This window comes from Polaromonas sp. CF318 (assembly GCF_000282655.1).
Taxonomy (GTDB): domain Bacteria; phylum Pseudomonadota; class Gammaproteobacteria; order Burkholderiales; family Burkholderiaceae_C; genus Polaromonas.
In genome coordinates, this window is sequence record NZ_AKIV01000060.1 from 57,663 (window position 1) to 73,989 (window position 16,327).

Below are 16,327 nucleotides of genomic sequence, written 5' to 3' on the forward strand. Positions count from 1 at the left end.
TCTCCAAAAAGCACATGAATTCCTGTTCAGCAGGGGCCGCGGAACTGGCTTTGCCAGGCCGCAGGCGCAGCGGCCCCCTCGGGGGGCAGGGCGCTACACGCAGTGAGCAACCGTGGGGGTCATATCATGGTTGAAAAACGCGGTACGCACGGCATCCTCGCCCATGTGGTGGTGATGCTGGGCGTCTTTATCGTCGCCTTTCCCCTCTACCTGGCCTTTGTGGCTTCCACCCACACGGCGCAGGAAATCGTGCAGGCGCCCATGCCGCTGCTGCCGGGCACCAACATGCTCGACAGCTACAAGGCGGCGCTGTTCGGGCGCGAGTCCGCGGCCGGCTCCAACGCGCCGGTGGCGCACATGATGTGGGTCAGCCTGGTCACGGCGCTGGTGATCGCCATCGGCAAGATCGCCATCTCGTTGCTATCGGCCTTTGCCATCGTGTACTTCCGCTTCCCCTTCAAGAAGACCTGCTTCTGGGCCATCTTCATCACCCTGATGCTGCCGGTGGAGGTGCGCATCCTGCCTACCTACAAGGTGCTGTCGGACCTGAACATGCTCAACACCTACGCGGGCCTCACCGTGCCGCTGATCGCCTCGGCGACGGCAACTTTCCTGTTCCGCCAGTTCTTCCTGACGGTGCCAGAAGAGCTGACCGAGGCCTCGCGCATGGACGGCGCCAGCCCCATGCGCTTTTTCTTTGACGTGCTGCTGCCGCTGTCCAAGACCTCGATCGCCGCGCTTTTTGTCATCCAGTTCATTTACGGCTGGAACCAGTACCTCTGGCCGCTGCTGGCCACGACCAGTGAAGACATGTACCCGGTGGTCGTGGGCATCAAACGCATGATCGCCGGCGGCGATGGCCAGAACGAATGGAATGTTGTCATGGCGACCGCCATCCTGGCCATGCTGCCGCCCGCCCTGGTGGTGGTGTTGATGCAGAAATGGTTCGTCAAGGGCCTGGTCGACACCGAGAAATAAAAGAAACCAACAAGACAAGACGGAACATCACTATGGCATCTCTCTCATTCAACAACGTCATCAAGCGCTATGGCTCCGGCAAGGACGCGCTGCAGGTGCTGCACGGCGTGAACGCCGACATCGCCGACCATGAGTTCATCGTTATCGTCGGGCCCTCGGGCTGCGGAAAATCCACCCTGCTGCGCATGGTGGCCGGCCTGGAGGAAGTCAGCGACGGGCAGATCTCCATAGGTGGCAAGGTCGTCAACCAGCTGGAGCCTTCCGAGCGGGACATCGCCATGGTGTTCCAGAATTACGCGCTTTACCCGCACATGAGCGTCTTCGACAACATGGCCTACGGCCTGAAGATCGCCAAGGTGCCCAAGGACGAGATCAAGACGCGCGTCGACAAGGCCGCCAAGATCCTGGAACTGGGCCACCTGCTGGACCGCAAGCCCCGCGCGCTTTCGGGCGGGCAGCGCCAGCGCGTGGCCATGGGCCGCGCCATCGTGCGCCAGCCGCAGGTGTTCCTGTTCGACGAGCCGCTGTCCAACCTGGACGCCAAGCTGCGCGTGCAGACACGCCTGGAGATCCAGAAGCTGCACCGCGAGCTCGGCATCACCTCGCTCTTCGTCACCCACGACCAGGTCGAGGCGATGACGCTGGCGCAGCGCATGATGGTGATGAACGCGGGCCGCATGGAGCAGTTCGGAACGCCCGAAGAGGTCTACAACCGCCCCGCCACCACCTTTGTGGCGAGTTTCATGGGCTCGCCACCCATGAACCTGCTCAAGCAAGCGCCGAACGCCGACTTCGGCGGCAAGCCGGGCGCCATCCTGGGCATACGTCCCGAGCACCTGACGGTAGGCGCCACCGGCTGGGCCGTGCAGGTCGACACGATTGAAATGCTGGGCGCCGAACGGCTGGTGTATTGCCGCATGGGCAGCGAGGCCATCATCGTGCGCACCGATGAAAGCCTGTCGACGGCACCCGAAATCGGCGCGACCATCCACGTCACGCCGCGCGCGGACCGCCTGCACTGGTTTGACGCGGACACCGGAAAACGCCTGTAATCTTTCAATTTCCGCAGTTTTAGCAGTTCCCGAGAAGACCATGACGAATCCCGTGACCGCCGCCAATTGGCCTTATCCCCGATGGGTGGCGCACCGCGGTGCCGGCAAGCTGGCGCCTGAAAACACCCTGGCCTCCTTCATGCTCGGCGCCAGGCATGGCTACCGCATGTTCGAGTGCGACGTAAAGCTCAGTGCCGACGGCATCCCGTTTTTGCTGCACGACGCCACACTGGAGCGCACCAGCAACGGCAAGGGCGTGGCCGGCGAGTTGAACTGGGAAACGCTGGCAAAACTGGACGCGGGCAGCTGGCATTCGCCGGCCTTTGCCGCCGAAGGCCTGGCCAGCTTTGAGCGCATCGCCCGCTATTGCCTGGACAACGCCTATTTCCTGAATATCGAGATCAAGCCCACGCCGGGCGCGGAGTCCCGTACCGGCACCGTGGTGGCCGACGAAGCGGCCCGGCTGTGGCAGGGAACGGCCGTTCCGCCGTTGCTGACGTCTTTCCAGCCGCTGTCACTGGAAGCGGCCCGCGCCGCCCAGCCGCAGTTGCCGCGCGGCCTGCTGCTCGACGAACTGCCGGCCCACTGGCTGGAAACAGCGACCCGGCTGGACTGCGTAGCCATCGTCTGCAACCACAAGCTGTGGAACGCCGACACCGTGGCGCAGGCCAAAAAAGCCGGCTTCAAGCTGCTGAGCTACACCGTCAACGACGAGACCAATGTAAAAAGGCTGCTGGCGCTGGGCACCGACGGCATCATCACAGACGCGGTGAACGTCTTCAAGCCTGACTAGGCTTTCAGGCCCGCCAGGCGCCCAGCAATATCCACTGGCAGACGGCAGCGCCGGCGACCATCGCGGCGTAAGTCATCATCTTCCCGTCCCGGCCAAAAAACACCAGGCCGGCGACCAGCACCGCCACATTCGCGGCAAAAACAATCGCCGTCTGCGCCCACCAGGTGACGGCAACGGGCCGGCTTGACCTGAATACGCCACCAAAGACACGGCTGGACAAGACCAGCAGCAGCGCGACGGCGGCGGCCGGCAGGACAAAATTGAGCAGGTGATTGGCCAGCAGGTAAAAGGTCATGCGCTTGCGACGATGGTTGGAAATGCCGGGAAGGCGCCAAAACAGGCCCCCAAAAGGGCTATCAGGGCGATTGTCAGGGCTCCCCGCCGGCCCGGCCGCTTCAATTTTATAATCCGGGAATGTCAGTCTGGGCCCTTGGGCTAAACCATAACACCGCACCGCTCGATTTGCGCGGGCGATTCGCCTACGCCCTGGACCAGATCGAGCCCACTTTGCGCGGCCTGCGCGCCTCGCTGGCGCGCCAGCCCGAAGCGACGCTGCTCTCGACCTGCAACCGCACCGAAATCTACTGCGCCGGCGACAAGACCGACCTGGAGCACACACTGGAGTGGCTGGCGCACAACGGCGGCGTCTCGCCCGCCCTGCTGCGCTCCCACGCCTACACCTTGCAAGGCGACCAGGTTGCCCGCCACGCCTTTCGCGTGGCCAGCGGCCTGGACTCCATGGTGCTGGGCGAGCCGCAAATCCTGGGCCAGATGAAGGACGCGGTGCGCGCCGCCGAAGACGCCGGCGCCATGGGCACCACGCTGCACCAGCTGTTCCAGCGTTCTTTCGCCGTAGCCAAGGAAGTGCGCAGCAGCACCGAAATCGGCGCGCACAGCATCAGCATGGCGGCGGCCAGCGTCCGGCTGGCCGGCCAGTTGTTTGAGAACCTGAGCGACATCAAGGTGCTGTTTGTCGGCGCCGGCGAAATGATCGATCTGGCGGCCACCCACTTCGCCGCCAAAAACCCCAAGGCCATGGCGATTGCCAATCGCACGCTGGAGCGCGGCGAAAAGCTGGCCGGCCGCTTTGGGGCCGAAGTGATGCGCCTGGCCGATTTACCCAGCCGCCTGCACGAATTCGACGCGGTGATCAGCTGTACCGCCAGTACGCTGCCCATCATCGGCCTGGGCGCGGTCGAGCGCGCCGTCAAGCTGCGCAAGCACCGCCCCATGTTCATGGTCGACCTGGCCGTGCCGCGCGACATCGAACCCGAAGTCAAGGCCCTGCCCGACATCTACCTCTACACAGTGGACGACCTGGCGCACGTGGTGCAGACCGGCAAGGACAACCGCAAGGCCGCCGTGGCGCAGGCCGAGGTCATCATCGACGCCGGCGTGCAGAACTTCATGCACTGGCTGGGCCAGCGCCGCAGCGTGCCGCTGATCCAGCAGCTCAATGCGCAGACCGACGAATGGCGCGCCGCCGAGATCGTGCGCGCCAAAAAGCTGTTGGCCAAAGGCGAGCCCATTGATACGGTGCTGGAAGCCTTGACCCGCGGTCTGACCCAGAAAATGCTGCACGGCACGCTGGCCGAGCTGCATGCGGGCGATGCCAGCAGCCGTGAAGCCACGGCGCAGGCCGTCTCCAGGCTGTTTTTGCGCGGTCAACTGCCCAAAATCCAGTCCGACGACAAAGAGCGTTAGCGCACGCCCCTGCGCTGATGTCTCGCGCCGGCGCCAGCCGGCAGCTTTATTGACGGCCTTGCGGCCTCCTCTTTCGGCTTTTCCGCCCCCACATTCATGAAACCCTTTCTTCGCCAAACCCTGGACCGCCAGCTTTTACGGCTTCACGAGCTGGACGCGCTGCTGTCGGCCAGCGACGTGGTCAGCGACCTGGACCGATTTCGCGCCCTGACCCGCGAACATGCCGAAGCCAGCGTGGTGGCCGAGCAGTACATGCGGCTGACCAGCCGCGAGGCCGACCTGCACAGCGCCGAAAGCATGCTGGCCGAAGCCAGGGACGATCCCGAGATGGCCGCCATGGCCGAAGAAGAGATCGCCGCGGCCAAGGCCGATATCGCGCAGATCGACGAAGCCCTGCAACTGATGCTGATTCCCAAAGACCCGGACGACGTGCGGCCGGCCTTTGTCGAAATCCGCGCGGGCACTGGCGGAGACGAGTCGGCGCTGTTTGCGGGCGACCTGTTCCGCATGTACACCCGCTTTGCCGAGCGCAACCGCTGGCAGGTAGAGATCATCAGCGAGTCGCCGAGCGAGCTGGGCGGCTACAAGGAGGTGGTGCTGCGCATCGAGGGCGCCGCCGACGCCATGGGCGTGGGCGTCTACGGCAAGCTGCGCTTTGAATCGGGCGGCCACCGCGTGCAACGCGTGCCCGCCACCGAAACCCAGGGCCGCATCCACACCAGCGCCTGCACCGTGGCCGTGATGCCCGAACCCGACGAGGCCGTGGCCATACAGATCAACCCGGCCGACCTGCGCATAGACACTTACCGCGCCAGTGGTGCCGGCGGCCAGCACATCAACAAGACCGACTCGGCGGTGCGCATCACGCACATCCCGACCGGCATCGTCGCCGAATGCCAGGAAGGCCGCAGCCAGCACAGCAACAAGGCCCAGGCGCTCAAGGTGCTGACCGCCCGCATCCATGAAAAAGACCGCGCCGAGCGCGCCGCCAAGGACGCGGCCCTGCGCAAGGGCCTGGTCGGCACGGGCGACCGCAGCGACCGCATACGCACCTACAACTTCCCGCAGGGGCGGCTGACCGACCACCGCATCAACCTGACGCTGTACAAGCTGCTGGCCATCATGGAGGGCGACCTGGGCGACGTGATCACCGCGCTGCAGGTGGCGCGCGGCGCCGAGCAGCTCGCCGAACTCGAAACCGCCAACAGCGGGCTCTGAGACATCCCCGCCATGAACGCGCCCAACTGCGCCCAGGCCCTGGCCGCCGCCCAGACCCTGGGGCTGGATCGGCTGGACGCCCAGTTGCTGCTGCTGCACGCCCTGGGCAAGCCCGGCGACGCGCGGGCCTGGCTGCTGGCGCACGACACCGATCTGCTGCCGGAGCAGGCGGCGCAAGATTTCCGCGCCATGTGCCTGCGACGGGTCGCCGGAGAGCCTCTGGCCTACATCGTCGGCGAAAAGGAGTTTTTCGGCCTGGCATTGCGGGTGGATGCCCGCGTGCTGGTGCCGCGGCCCGATACCGAAACCCTGGTCGAATGGGCGCTCGAGTCCCTGCGAGCACCCGGCGTGCCGGCGGCACCCTCTGTGCTGGACCTGGGTACGGGCAGCGGCGCGATCGCGCTGGCCATCGCGCACAGCCTGCAAGCCGACGGCCGCCAGGGCAAGGTCGTGGCCGTGGACGCGAGTGCCGATGCGCTGGCGGTGGCCCGTGGCAACGCCGCGCGCCTGAAACTGAAGCTGGATTTCATCGAAAGCCATTGGATGGAGAAAGTTGGCGGACACTTTCATGTGATCGCCAGCAATCCGCCCTATATCGCCAGCACAGACCATCACCTGGAAGCCCTGGCCTACGAACCCCTGGCTGCGCTGGCCGCCGGCGCGGATGGGCTGGACGATATCCGCGAGATCGTCCAGCAGGCGCCCGGCCACCTGCTGCCAGGCGGCTGGCTGCTGCTGGAGCATGGTTACGACCAGGCCGAAGCGGTGCGCGCCCTGCTGACCCAGGCCGGTTTTGAGCAAGTCCAAAGTCGGCTGGACCTGGCCGGCATCGCGCGCTGCTCGGGCGGATTGTGGCCTGGCGGGTGAGCCGGCCACGCGGGATGCCAAACGGCGGGATAATCGGGCTGTTGAATTCTGCTTGCCAGATTCCATCTAATTGACATTACCTGTCCCCAATTCGGGGCCGGGCACGGGCTCCAGGCCCTCCCAAGGATTCCCAAAGGATTTTCACCATGAGCAGCACAGACCCCACCCAGCAACGCATCGCCGAAATCGTCAAATCCAGCGATGTGGTCCTCTTCATGAAGGGCACGGCCCAGTTCCCCATGTGCGGTTTCTCCGGCCGCGCCATCCAGGTCCTCAAGGCCTGCGGCGTGAACAAGCCCGCCACGGTGAACGTGCTGGAGGACGAAGAAATTCGCCAGGGCATCAAGGAATTCAGCAACTGGCCCACCATCCCCCAGCTGTATGTGAAGGGCGAATTCATCGGCGGCTCGGACATCATGATGGAGATGTACCAGAGCGGCGAACTCCAACAGGTGCTGGGCACGCCAGCAGCCTGAGGCATAGGCGGCCCCTGCGGGCCGCCCCCACTCCACTACCGGGTCAAATACCGGTCAGCGCGTATAGCCCGAGCAGGCGCCCGCGTCCACGCCACCCTTGCATTCGCGCTTGAGGCGCGCGGTGCGCTGGGCGGGCGTTTCGCCGGACCCATTGATGAATTTGACCTTGCCGCCCGCAGCGGATTTGGCAGCGGTCTTTTTGGATTTGGACTTGGCGGGCTTGTCGCCCTCCTGCGCCGGCTGGGTCTGCGCCTGGGCATGGCTTGCCGCCAGGGCGGCCACCATGATCGCGGCCAGGAACGGCGCCATCAAAGACTTCTTGCTCATTTTTCGCTCCCTCTCTTTTTTTGCTTTTTGCTCTCTCACGAAACGCGGGTGACACCGCGTGCCTCGGCAAATTTTATTGCAGCTTGGGATCGCCGAAAACTTCGTCGTCGGGCGGCGTATCCGCGGGCAGGCGAAAGCCTTCGCTGGCCCAGGCGCCCAGGTCTATGTTTTTGCAGCGCTCGCTGCAAAACGGGCGAAATGGGTTGCTGGGCGCATAAACGCTTTCACCGCCACAGCCCGGGCACACGACCAGTTTGACGGGTGGGGATTCTTTTTTCATCGCAGGCATGTTTCAAAACAAGTCTGGGGAGCCATCGGAGGAGTGGCCTATGGTTGGCAAGGCCTGGCGTCAGGAGCAGAGCGTCAGTTCAAACGCCGAATCTTCGGTGCTGGCATGCAACCGGTCGTCGTCGCCGTGGCGCATGAGGCGCACGGACACAATCAAGCGGTTGCCGCTGATTTCGGGGATCAGCCCCAGGGCGGGGTCTATCCGCAGGCGCAGCAGCTGGAAAGTGCGCCCTTGCGGCAGCGTCTGCTGGTATTGGCCACCCGGCGCCACCACTTTTTGCGGCGCCCCGGAGTCGCGCAGCAGCGTCAGTAGCACGCGTATGGACTCGGCCAGGGGCACCAGCGGGGTGATCCAGCGCTGCAGGTCCTGCTTGCGCACCTCGGTCTGCAGGTGCTGCCAGGCGTAGTAGGCCGGCAGGTCAAATTCGCAGGTGCCGCCCGGAATGCCGACGCGGCTGCGGATGCTCATGAGCCAGTCGTTTTCGGTCAGGGATTGGCCGGCCTTGCCGGGCAGGCTGTTCAGGGCGGAAAAGCAGCTTTCGAGCTGCCCGGTCACCTCGTCGAGAACGGCCTCTGAAATGGCCGGGTTGCCGCGATAGCCGTTGAGCACGTGTTTCTGTTTCTCAAGATCCTTGAGCACATCGGTCTTGAGGTCGGCCCGGGCGCCCACGTCCATGATTTCGAAAATGGTCGTGATCGCGTAGTGGTGGTCCGTCGGGCTGTCCCGTTCCACCAGTTCGCCAAGGCGGCGGAACAGGTGTTCAAGTCGCAAATACGTGCGTATGCGTTCGTGAAAAGGGTACTCGTAAAGGATCACAGCGCTAGGTTTTCGTCGGCATCAATGAGGAGGTTTGTTTGCGCATCATAGCCCGAAGCGCGTGGCAAGCCGCCGCACCTCGGCGTCCAGGGCCTCCAGCGGCAAATCATCATTGTGCAGGCATATGTCGGCGGCCGACAGGCGCTGCGCGCGGCTGGCCTGGCCGGCAATGACTTTTTCCACCGCCTCCCGGGGCCAGCCGTTGCGGGCCATCACCCGGCTGACCTGGGTGGCTTCCCCGCAGTCCACCACCAGCACCCGGTCCAATTGCTGCCGCCAGCGGCCGGATTCCACCAGCAAAGGGACGTCGAACACCACGCAGGCGCGGCCGGCAGCGGCGGCCTGCTCGTATTGCCGCAAGGTCTCCCGGCTGACCAGGGGGTGAACAATGGACTCCAGCCGCCGCCTGGCGGTCGGGTCGTCAAAGGCCAGCTGGCGCATCCGGTCCCGGTCCATGGCGCCTTCGGCCGTGATCATCCCGGCGCCGAACTGCGCGGCAATCTCCTTGACTGCGGTACCACCGACCGCCGTAACCGCGCGGGAGATTGCATCGGCATCCACCAGCGCCGCGCCGCAGGCCACCAGGGTGCGGGCAACCGTGCTTTTTCCGCTGCCTATGCCGCCGGTCAGTCCGATGCGCAAAGCTGCACGGCGCATGGCATCACAGGCCGATAAACCGCAGGATGGATTGAGGCCCGAAGACCATGGCCGTGAAGCCCGCCCCGGCCAGGAAGGGGCCGAAGGGCACATAACCACCCTCGCGCAATCCGCTGGAAAACTTCATCACGATGCCGACGATAGCGCCAATCACGGAGGCCATCAGGATCATGGGCACCAGCGCGGGCCAGCCGAACCAGGCGCCGAGCGCTGCGAAAAGCTTGAAGTCGCCATAGCCCATACCCTCCTTGCCGGTCGCCAGCTTGAAGGCCCAGTACACCAGCCACAGGCTGAGATACCCGGCCACGGCGCCCCACAAGGCCGTCGGCAAACTGACCGCGGGGTTCCACTGCAGGGCGGCGACGATCAGGCCGGCCCATAGCAAGGGCAAGGTGATGTCGTCCGGCAGCAGTGTGGTGTCCCAGTCAATGACGGCCAGGGCCAGCAGCGCGGCGGAAAACCCGCACCAGGCCAGGGCGGTCAGCGACCAGCCCCAGCGCGACACGCAAAAGAAGAAGAGCGCGCCCGTCACCGCTTCCACGATGGGATAGCGAGCGCCGTAGGGTGTGCCGCACACCGAGCACTTGCCCCGGAGGAAGAGGTAGCTGGCGACCGGAATGTTTTCATACCAGCGTATGACATGGCCGCAGCTGGAGCAGCGCGAACGCGGCACCAGCAAATTGAATTTTTCGGCGGGCTCCTGGGGCGTTTCGCTCAGTTCGGCGCATTCCCGCGCCCACTGCCGCTCCATGATTTTGGGCAGGCGGTATATGACGACGTTGAGAAAACTGCCGATCAGAAGACCCAGGAAACCGGCCAGCAAAGCGTCGAACGCCGGCCCGAGACCGATCCCCATCAGACGACTTGACCCAGCTTGAAAATAGGCAGGTACATGGAAACCACGATGCCGCCGATCAGGGTCCCCAGGAACACGATGATGATGGGCTCCATCAGGCTGGAAAGGCCCGCCACCATTTCATCGACTTCAGCCTCATAAAAGTCGGCGGCCTTGCCCAACATGTGGTCGATGGAGCCGGATTCCTCGCCGATCGAGCACATCTGCAGCACCATGGACGGAAATAGATTGGCATTCGTCATGGCCGCCGTCAGGCTGGTACCTGTGGAGACTTCCTGCTGGATTTTCTCGGTGGCATCGGCAAACAGCGAATTACCGGAAGCGCCACCGACGGAATCCAGCGCTTCCACCAGCGGCACGCCCGCGGCGAACATGGTCGAAAGCGTGCGAGTCCAGCGGGCGATACAGGATTTTTCGATCAGGGCACCGAACACGGGAATCTTGAGCAAAACCCTGTCCATGAACTTCTGCATTTTCTCGTTGCGCTTCCAGGCCTGGAAGAAGAAGTAAAGCCCACCGCCTATGCCGCCGAAAATCAGCCACCAATAAGCCACAAAAAACTCACTGATCGCAATGACGATCAGCGTAGGCGCCGGCAAATCCGCGCCGAATGAGGAAAACACGGTTTTGAACGCCGGGATCACAAAAATCATGATGACGGCCACCACCACAAAGGCCACCACCACCACGGAGATGGGGTACATCAGGGCCGATTTGATCTTGGATTTGATGGCCTCGGTCTTTTCCATGTAGGTCGCAAGGCGGTCCAGCAGGGATTCCAGGATACCGGCGGCCTCGCCGGCCTCGACCAGGTTGCAATAGAGCGCATTGAAATACAGCGGGTATTTGCGAAACGCGGCGCTCAGGGAGGTGCCGGTTTCCACGTCGGTGCGCACATCATTGAGCAGCTTGGTGACGCTGGCGTTGGGATTGCCGCGGCCCACAATGTCAAACGACTGCAGCAGCGGTACACCGGCTTTCATCATGGTGGCCAGCTGGCGGGTAAAAATGGCAATGTCCTTGGGGGCGATGGCCTTGCCTGAGCGCATCTTGCGCTTCTTGATTTTGGTGGGCAAGACGCCCTGGCGGCGCAGCGAGGACTTGACCTGGTTTTCGCCGGCGGCCCGGATTTCTCCGCGGACCTGCTTGCCGCCACGGTCCTTGCCTTCCCACTCGAAAACAAATTCCTTGATGCCCTTGGATACTGCAGTTGCCATGATGCTTTCTCGTTGTATCGACAGTCTCAGACCGCCCTGTCGCCACGGTCACACCGCCGGATGGCGGCCCTTGAACGCAGCTGCTTAAACATTGGTACAGCCCAGAATTTCTTCCAGCGAAGTCATGCCGAGCTTGACTTTGGACAACCCCGACTGGCGCAAGCTTTTGACTCCCTCCGCCTCCGCCTGGGCCGCGATTTCCAGGGCGCTGCCGTCGCGAAGGACGATACGCTGAATCTCTTCGGAAATGGGCATAACCTGATAAACACCGACGCGGCCTTTGTAACCATTCGTACACATGGAACAACCCACCGGCCGGTAAGGCGTCCAGGAACCGTCCACATCGTCCTCGGTGAAACCCGCGTCCAGCAGGGTCTCGCGCGGGATATCCGCAGGGGCTTTGCAGTTGGGGCACAGGCGCCGCGCCAGCCGCTGGGCGGTGATCAGGATCACGCTGGAAGCGATGTTGAAGGGTGCGATGCCCATGTTGCGCATACGCGTCAGTGTGGTCGGCGCATCGTTGGTGTGCAGCGTCGACATGACCATGTGACCGGTCTGCGCGGCCTTGATCGCGATATCGGCGGTTTCGAGGTCCCGGATCTCACCGACCATGATGATGTCGGGATCCTGCCGCAAGAAGGCCTTGAGGGCGACCGAAAAGGTCATGCCCGCCTTGTCGTTCATGCTGACCTGGTTGACGCCCGGCAAGGTGATTTCGGCGGGGTCTTCGGCCGTCGCGATGTTGACGCCAGGCTTATTGAGAATGTTCAGGCAGGTGTAGAGCGAAACGGTCTTGCCCGAACCCGTAGGGCCGGTCACGAGAACCATGCCGTACGGCCTCTGGATGGCGTGGAGCAGGCGCTCTTTTTCAGCCGGTTCGTAGCCCAGGGCGTCAATGCCCAGCTTGGCGCTGCTCGGGTCAAGAATACGGATGACGATTTTTTCGCCATACATGGTGGGCAGAGTGCTGACCCGGAAATCGATCACCCGGTCCGGACCTATCTTGAGCTTCATCTTGCCGTCTTGCGGGACGCGTTTTTCGGAGATGTCGAGCTTGGAAATGACCTTGATGCGCGCAGCCAGCTTTTCCTTGATGGCCACGGGCGGCGAGGCGATTTCGCGCAATTCCCCGTCAACACGAAAACGCACGCGGTAGGTGTGCTCGAACGGCTCGAAGTGCAGGTCGGAAGCCCGCATGCTGAAGGCATCGAGCAGCATTTTCTGCAGGAATTTGACAACCGGGGCATCTTCGACCTCGGAGACGCTGGCCTCGCTGTCCTCGGCCGTTGCGTCGGTGGTGGATTCGTCAAACTCGAAATCGTCGCCGATGATGCTTTCCATCGCCTCGGCCGCGGAAGTATTGGAAACCTCCACCAGCTTGGAAAGCTTGTCGTATTCGGCGATCACCCAGTCCACCCCCATCTGGGTGGAGAACTTGATCTTTTCCGCCGCCTCCTGGTCGGAAGGGTCGGCCGTTGCGACGATCAAGCGGTTGTTGCGCTTGCTCAGGACAACAATGCGATAGGTTGTGCAGATCTTGGGGTCGAGCAGGCCCTTGGGCAGACGCTGGGCGTCAATGGCTTCCAGGTCCAGCAGAGGCGCGGCAAACGCCGTGGACATGGTATGGGCCAAGTCGAACGCGGAAACCGCGCCGGACCCCGTCAACTCGGCGATAAAGCTGGTGCGCCCGCTTTGCGCCTTGCGAAAAATGTCTTCGGCGGCCTTTTGACCCAGCTTTCCCGCCACCACCAAGGCCCGTCCCAGGCCGGGCAAGGCCATGGAAGGCGATTGGTTGATTGCGGTGTCGACAGCGGCCATGGTTCTCGGGTTTAGCTCAAATATGTATCATCGCTTATAGATTCCCGGGTGTAAATCGAAAACACCCCGACCGCCCCGGGCGGCGTTGGAACTGTGCGAAGAAATGCACACTTAAGAAGAAAGAACACAGGGCTGGTCGGGGTGAGAGGATTCGAACCTCCGGCCTCTACGTCCCGAACGTAGCGCTCTACCAGGCTAAGCTACACCCCGCCGTCACACAAGCATCAGGAACGCCTCTCCAGCAATTGGGAGGCCAGCTGCGTCAAGGCAATACTGTAAATGTTTTGAGGCAACATCTGCAAGGCATTCAGCGCACGCTGGGCCTCCAGGGCCGCGGCATCCCGGGTCGCTCGCAGCGCGCCGGTCTGCTGCACAATCGCAATGATCTGTGCCATCTGGTCGGTCCCGCCGGTTTCAATGGCCTGCCGGATAGTGGCTCGCTCCGCCTCGCTGCCGCGCTGCATCGCGATGATCAAGGGAAGGGTTGCCTTGCCTTCCCGCAGGTCATCTCCCAGATTCTTTCCCATTTCCGACACGTCGCCGTCGTAATCAAGCACGTCGTCGATTACCTGGAATGCCGTGCCGAGCGCCTGTCCATAGTCGGCGCAGCTCTGCTCGATAGTGGGCGATGACTGCGCCAGCAGCGCTGCCAGGCGGGCGCTTGCCTCGAACAGCTTGGCCGTTTTGGAGCGGATCACCCTGAGGTAACCCTCCTCGGACAGCGCCGCGTCATGCATATTCATGAGCTGCAGCACCTCCCCTTCCGCAATCACATTGGTGGCTTCGGCCAGGGTTTGCATGACGCGCATGTCCCCGGCCTCCACCATCATCTGGAACGCCCGGGAGTAGAGAAAATCGCCGACCAGCACGCTCGCCGGGTTGCCAAAGGCCTCGTTAGCGGTCGCGCGGCCGCGGCGCAAAGTGGATTCGTCCACAACATCGTCATGCAGCAGGGTCGCCGTGTGGATGAACTCCACGACAGCCGCAAGGTTGTAACGCTGGTCCCCCTGGTAGCCTAGCGCGCCGCACATCAGCAGCAAAAGCGCGGGACGCAGCCGTTTTCCGCCGGCCGCCACGATATAGCTGGAAACCTGGCTGACCAGCGGCACCTCGGACTTCAGGCGGCGCTCGATCACCATGTCCATTCCGCGCATGTCGTCGGCAATCAGGGCGAGGGCGGCGGCGGTGCTTGAAGAATTGGCAGACAAAAGGCGATCCAGACGTTAAGTTTGGGCCGATTATAGGAAGCCGCCCTGCCCGTCCCGGCTCGGCTGGCCCGGCAAACCACCCCAAAAACCCGCAAAACCGCCCCGCTGGCCAATTCCCACCCGCCATGCTAGAATAGTCGGCTCTGCGGAAATCCGTCTGCAGAACTCAATTTACGAGGTCTTACATGTACGCGGTCATAAAAACCGGTGGCAAACAATACAAGGTTGCTACCGGAGAAAAAATTAAAGTAGAACAGATTGCTGCGGACGTAGGCCAAGAGATCGTTATTGACCAGGTATTGGCTGTCGGCACCGGCAGCTCGATCACGGTTGGTACGCCCTTGGTGTCCGGCGCCACTGTTACAGTCACAGTCCTTTCGCAAGGTAGGCACGACAAGGTTCGCATTTTCAAAATGCGCCGTCGCAAGCATTACCAAAAGCGCCAGGGCCACCGGCAAAACTACACGGAACTGCAAATCGGCGCCATCGCCGGCTGAGCAGGGACGTACCAGGAGTAACGAAAAATGGCACAGAAAAAAGGCGGCGGCTCTACGCGAAACGGGCGTGATTCACAGCCCAAAATGCTGGGCGTCAAGAAATTTGGCGGCGAAGTCATCAATGCAGGCAGCATCATCGTGCGCCAGCGCGGCACCAAGTTCCATCCAGGCGTCAATGTCGGCATCGGCAAGGACCACACCCTGTTTGCACTGGTTGACGGTTCGGTCTCGTTTTCCGTCAAAGGCGCGCTGAACAAGCACACCGTGGATGTGACACCGGCGTAAGCTGATCACTTCGATAAGTCACTTCGACTGAAACGAAGCCCCGACCTGTCGGGGCTTTTTTGTTTGTAAACTTGATCCGGCTCTCACCGTCCCTGTTTTAACCGCGGCACTCCCATCATGAAATTTGTTGACGAAGCCTTTATTGACATTGCCGCAGGTGATGGCGGGAGTGGCTGCGTCTCGTTCAGCCACGAAAAGTACAAAGAATTCGGCGGCCCCAACGGCGGCGACGGCGGGCGCGGCGGCCACGTGTATGCGGTGGCCGACATCAACCTGAACACCCTGGTGGACTTCCGGTTTTCGCGCCGCCACGAGGCCCGCAACGGCCAGCACGGCATGGGCTCGGACATGTTCGGCGCCAAGGGCGACGACATCATCCTCAAGATGCCGGTGGGCACCATCCTGACGGACGCCGAAACCGGCGAGGTTCTTTTTGAGCTGCTGGTTCCCGGCGAGCAGGTCCTGATCGCCAAAGGCGGCGACGGTGGTTTCGGCAACTTGCGTTTCAAGAGTTCGACCAACCGCGCGCCGCGCAGCAAGACCCCCGGCTGGCCCGGCGAGCGCAAAAGCCTCAAGCTGGAACTCAAGGTCCTGGCCGACGTCGGCCTGCTCGGCATGCCCAACGCCGGCAAGTCCACCTTCATCTCGGCGGTCTCCAATGCCCGCCCCCGCATCGCCGACTACCCCTTCACCACACTGCACCCCAATCTGGGCGTGGTGCGGGTGGGTCCCGAGCAAAGTTTTGTGGTGGCCGACCTGCCCGGCCTGATCGAGGGAGCCTCCGAAGGCGCGGGCCTCGGACATCTCTTCCTGCGGCACCTGCAGCGCACCCGTCTGCTGCTGCACATCGTGGACCTGGCGCCCTTCGACGAGGGCGTGGACCCGGTGGCGCAAGCCAAGGCCATCGTGGGCGAGCTCAAAAAATACGACGAAGCGCTGTATGAAAAGCCGCGCTGGCTGGTTCTCAACAAACTGGACATGGTGGACAGCGACAAGCGCGCGGCCATCGTCAAGGATTTCGTCAAGCGCTTCAAATTCAAGGGCCCGGTGTTCGAGATTTCTGCGCTGACGCGCGAGGGCTGCGAGCACCTGATCAAGACGATCTACCAGCACGTCAAGCAGGTTCAGAAAAGCGAACAACCCGTGGAGGAAGTCGACCCGCGCTTTGCCCCGCTACCTCCTGAACCGCCGGAATCGTCCTGACCCCTTGTTTCCGGCTCTCCAGCTCCAGGCAGGTGCAGGGCTGCACTTGCCACCCAACAACAATCG

Annotated in this window: 19 protein-coding genes and 1 tRNA gene; 10 read left to right on the forward strand and 10 right to left on the reverse strand. The window is 62.8% G+C overall.

Annotated features, from left to right (window positions below):
* Positions 1 to 126 precede the first annotated feature (126 nt).
* Genes ugpE through ugpQ form a run of 3 tightly spaced genes read left to right on the forward strand, consistent with a single transcriptional unit; the run spans position 127 to position 2,823 of the window.
* Positions 127 to 978, forward strand: a complete 852-nt coding sequence (ugpE, locus tag PMI15_RS10510) for a sn-glycerol-3-phosphate ABC transporter permease UgpE (RefSeq protein WP_007867991.1) — start codon at positions 127 to 129, stop codon at positions 976 to 978.
* Between the two features lie 32 nt (positions 979 to 1,010).
* Positions 1,011 to 2,030 (forward strand): sn-glycerol-3-phosphate import ATP-binding protein UgpC, encoded by a 1,020-nt coding sequence (locus PMI15_RS10515; protein WP_007867995.1) that lies wholly within the window; start codon positions 1,011 to 1,013, stop codon positions 2,028 to 2,030.
* Positions 2,031 to 2,070: 40 nt separating this feature from the next.
* The gene (gene ugpQ, locus PMI15_RS10520; RefSeq protein WP_007867998.1) at positions 2,071 to 2,823 is read left to right on the forward strand and encodes a glycerophosphodiester phosphodiesterase; all 753 of its coding nucleotides are present in this window, start codon (positions 2,071 to 2,073) and stop codon (positions 2,821 to 2,823) included.
* Positions 2,824 to 2,827: 4 nt separating this feature from the next.
* Here the strand turns inward: ugpQ and PMI15_RS10525 are convergent, their stop codons facing one another.
* Entirely contained in the window at positions 2,828 to 3,118 is a 291-nt protein-coding gene (locus PMI15_RS10525; protein WP_007868000.1) for a hypothetical protein, read from the reverse strand.
* Positions 3,119 to 3,237: 119 nt separating this feature from the next.
* Here PMI15_RS10525 and hemA point away from each other — a divergent pair, with 119 nt between their 5' ends.
* The 4 genes from hemA to grxD all read left to right on the forward strand — a co-directional run bounded on the left by hemA (position 3,238) and on the right by grxD (position 7,088).
* Positions 3,238 to 4,527, forward strand: a complete 1,290-nt coding sequence (gene hemA, locus PMI15_RS10530; RefSeq protein ID WP_007868002.1) for a glutamyl-tRNA reductase — start codon at positions 3,238 to 3,240, stop codon at positions 4,525 to 4,527.
* 96 nt (positions 4,528 to 4,623) lie between these two features.
* Positions 4,624 to 5,745, forward strand: coding sequence for a peptide chain release factor 1 (prfA, locus tag PMI15_RS10535; protein ID WP_007868003.1), 1,122 nt, complete (start codon positions 4,624 to 4,626; stop codon positions 5,743 to 5,745).
* A gap of 12 nt (positions 5,746 to 5,757) precedes the next feature.
* Positions 5,758 to 6,612 (forward strand): peptide chain release factor N(5)-glutamine methyltransferase, encoded by an 855-nt coding sequence (gene prmC / locus PMI15_RS10540; protein WP_007868005.1) that lies wholly within the window; start codon positions 5,758 to 5,760, stop codon positions 6,610 to 6,612.
* A gap of 146 nt (positions 6,613 to 6,758) precedes the next feature.
* Positions 6,759 to 7,088 carry a Grx4 family monothiol glutaredoxin gene (grxD, locus tag PMI15_RS10545; RefSeq protein ID WP_007868007.1) on the forward strand — a complete coding sequence of 110 codons (330 nt, stop codon included), beginning with the start codon at positions 6,759 to 6,761 and terminating at the stop codon, positions 7,086 to 7,088.
* Between the two features lie 54 nt (positions 7,089 to 7,142).
* Here the strand turns inward: grxD and PMI15_RS10550 are convergent, their stop codons facing one another.
* From PMI15_RS10550 to PMI15_RS10590, 9 genes are all read right to left on the reverse strand, one after another.
* Positions 7,143 to 7,415, reverse strand: coding sequence for a hypothetical protein (locus tag PMI15_RS10550; RefSeq protein ID WP_007868008.1), 273 nt, complete (start codon positions 7,413 to 7,415; stop codon positions 7,143 to 7,145).
* A gap of 73 nt (positions 7,416 to 7,488) precedes the next feature.
* The gene (locus PMI15_RS10555) at positions 7,489 to 7,704 is read right to left on the reverse strand and encodes a DNA gyrase inhibitor YacG (RefSeq protein WP_007868011.1); all 216 of its coding nucleotides are present in this window, start codon (positions 7,702 to 7,704) and stop codon (positions 7,489 to 7,491) included.
* Between the two features lie 60 nt (positions 7,705 to 7,764).
* Positions 7,765 to 8,520, reverse strand: a complete 756-nt coding sequence (gene zapD / locus PMI15_RS10560) for a cell division protein ZapD (protein WP_007868013.1) — start codon at positions 8,518 to 8,520, stop codon at positions 7,765 to 7,767.
* Between the two features lie 45 nt (positions 8,521 to 8,565).
* Entirely contained in the window at positions 8,566 to 9,177 is a 612-nt protein-coding gene (coaE, locus tag PMI15_RS10565) for a dephospho-CoA kinase (protein WP_007868017.1), read from the reverse strand.
* Positions 9,178 to 9,181: 4 nt separating this feature from the next.
* A complete protein-coding gene (locus tag PMI15_RS10570) occupies positions 9,182 to 10,033 on the reverse strand; it encodes an A24 family peptidase (protein WP_007868019.1) in 852 nt (283 codons plus the stop codon).
* A complete protein-coding gene (locus PMI15_RS10575) occupies positions 10,033 to 11,250 on the reverse strand; it encodes a type II secretion system F family protein (protein WP_007868021.1) in 1,218 nt (405 codons plus the stop codon). The genes PMI15_RS10570 and PMI15_RS10575 overlap by 1 nt, the downstream gene beginning before the upstream one ends.
* A gap of 84 nt (positions 11,251 to 11,334) precedes the next feature.
* Positions 11,335 to 13,068: a type IV-A pilus assembly ATPase PilB gene (pilB, locus tag PMI15_RS10580; protein ID WP_007868023.1), complete on the reverse strand. Its 1,734-nt coding sequence runs from the start codon at positions 13,066 to 13,068 to the stop codon at positions 11,335 to 11,337.
* Between the two features lie 133 nt (positions 13,069 to 13,201).
* A tRNA-Pro gene (locus PMI15_RS10585) sits at positions 13,202 to 13,278 on the reverse strand.
* 14 nt (positions 13,279 to 13,292) lie between these two features.
* On the reverse strand, positions 13,293 to 14,276 hold the full coding sequence (locus PMI15_RS10590; RefSeq protein ID WP_007868026.1) for a polyprenyl synthetase family protein: 984 nt from the start codon (positions 14,274 to 14,276) through the stop codon (positions 13,293 to 13,295).
* 185 nt (positions 14,277 to 14,461) lie between these two features.
* Here PMI15_RS10590 and rplU point away from each other — a divergent pair, with 185 nt between their 5' ends.
* The 3 genes from rplU (at position 14,462) to cgtA (ending at position 16,261) form a co-directional block, all read left to right on the forward strand.
* Positions 14,462 to 14,773, forward strand: a complete 312-nt coding sequence (gene rplU, locus PMI15_RS10595) for a 50S ribosomal protein L21 (RefSeq protein WP_007868028.1) — start codon at positions 14,462 to 14,464, stop codon at positions 14,771 to 14,773.
* 27 nt (positions 14,774 to 14,800) lie between these two features.
* Positions 14,801 to 15,058, forward strand: coding sequence for a 50S ribosomal protein L27 (rpmA, locus tag PMI15_RS10600; protein ID WP_007868030.1), 258 nt, complete (start codon positions 14,801 to 14,803; stop codon positions 15,056 to 15,058).
* 117 nt (positions 15,059 to 15,175) lie between these two features.
* Positions 15,176 to 16,261 (forward strand): Obg family GTPase CgtA, encoded by a 1,086-nt coding sequence (cgtA, locus tag PMI15_RS10605; protein WP_007868035.1) that lies wholly within the window; start codon positions 15,176 to 15,178, stop codon positions 16,259 to 16,261.
* The last annotated feature ends 66 nt before the right edge of the window (positions 16,262 to 16,327 follow it).

Excerpts from the sequence above, each read along its gene's own strand:
- ugpE (WP_007867991.1), top strand. The coding sequence starts at position 127 with ATGGTTGAAAAACGCGGTACGCACGGCATCCTCGCCCATGTGGTGGTG.
- PMI15_RS10515 (WP_007867995.1), top strand. The coding sequence starts at position 1,011 with ATGGCATCTCTCTCATTCAACAACGTCATCAAGCGCTATGGCTCCGGC.
- ugpQ (WP_007867998.1), top strand. The coding sequence starts at position 2,071 with ATGACGAATCCCGTGACCGCCGCCAATTGGCCTTATCCCCGATGGGTG.
- PMI15_RS10525 (WP_007868000.1), bottom strand. The coding sequence starts at position 3,118 with ATGACCTTTTACCTGCTGGCCAATCACCTGCTCAATTTTGTCCTGCCG.
- hemA (WP_007868002.1), top strand. The coding sequence starts at position 3,238 with ATGTCAGTCTGGGCCCTTGGGCTAAACCATAACACCGCACCGCTCGAT.
- prfA (WP_007868003.1), top strand. The coding sequence starts at position 4,624 with ATGAAACCCTTTCTTCGCCAAACCCTGGACCGCCAGCTTTTACGGCTT.
- prmC (WP_007868005.1), top strand. The coding sequence starts at position 5,758 with ATGAACGCGCCCAACTGCGCCCAGGCCCTGGCCGCCGCCCAGACCCTG.
- grxD (WP_007868007.1), top strand. The coding sequence starts at position 6,759 with ATGAGCAGCACAGACCCCACCCAGCAACGCATCGCCGAAATCGTCAAA.
- PMI15_RS10550 (WP_007868008.1), bottom strand. The coding sequence starts at position 7,415 with ATGAGCAAGAAGTCTTTGATGGCGCCGTTCCTGGCCGCGATCATGGTG.
- PMI15_RS10555 (WP_007868011.1), bottom strand. The coding sequence starts at position 7,704 with ATGCCTGCGATGAAAAAAGAATCCCCACCCGTCAAACTGGTCGTGTGC.
- coaE (WP_007868017.1), bottom strand. The coding sequence starts at position 9,177 with ATGCGCCGTGCAGCTTTGCGCATCGGACTGACCGGCGGCATAGGCAGC.
- PMI15_RS10570 (WP_007868019.1), bottom strand. The coding sequence starts at position 10,033 with ATGGGGATCGGTCTCGGGCCGGCGTTCGACGCTTTGCTGGCCGGTTTC.
- PMI15_RS10575 (WP_007868021.1), bottom strand. The coding sequence starts at position 11,250 with ATGGCAACTGCAGTATCCAAGGGCATCAAGGAATTTGTTTTCGAGTGG.
- pilB (WP_007868023.1), bottom strand. The coding sequence starts at position 13,068 with ATGGCCGCTGTCGACACCGCAATCAACCAATCGCCTTCCATGGCCTTG.
- rplU (WP_007868028.1), top strand. The coding sequence starts at position 14,462 with ATGTACGCGGTCATAAAAACCGGTGGCAAACAATACAAGGTTGCTACC.
- rpmA (WP_007868030.1), top strand. The coding sequence starts at position 14,801 with ATGGCACAGAAAAAAGGCGGCGGCTCTACGCGAAACGGGCGTGATTCA.
- cgtA (WP_007868035.1), top strand. The coding sequence starts at position 15,176 with ATGAAATTTGTTGACGAAGCCTTTATTGACATTGCCGCAGGTGATGGC.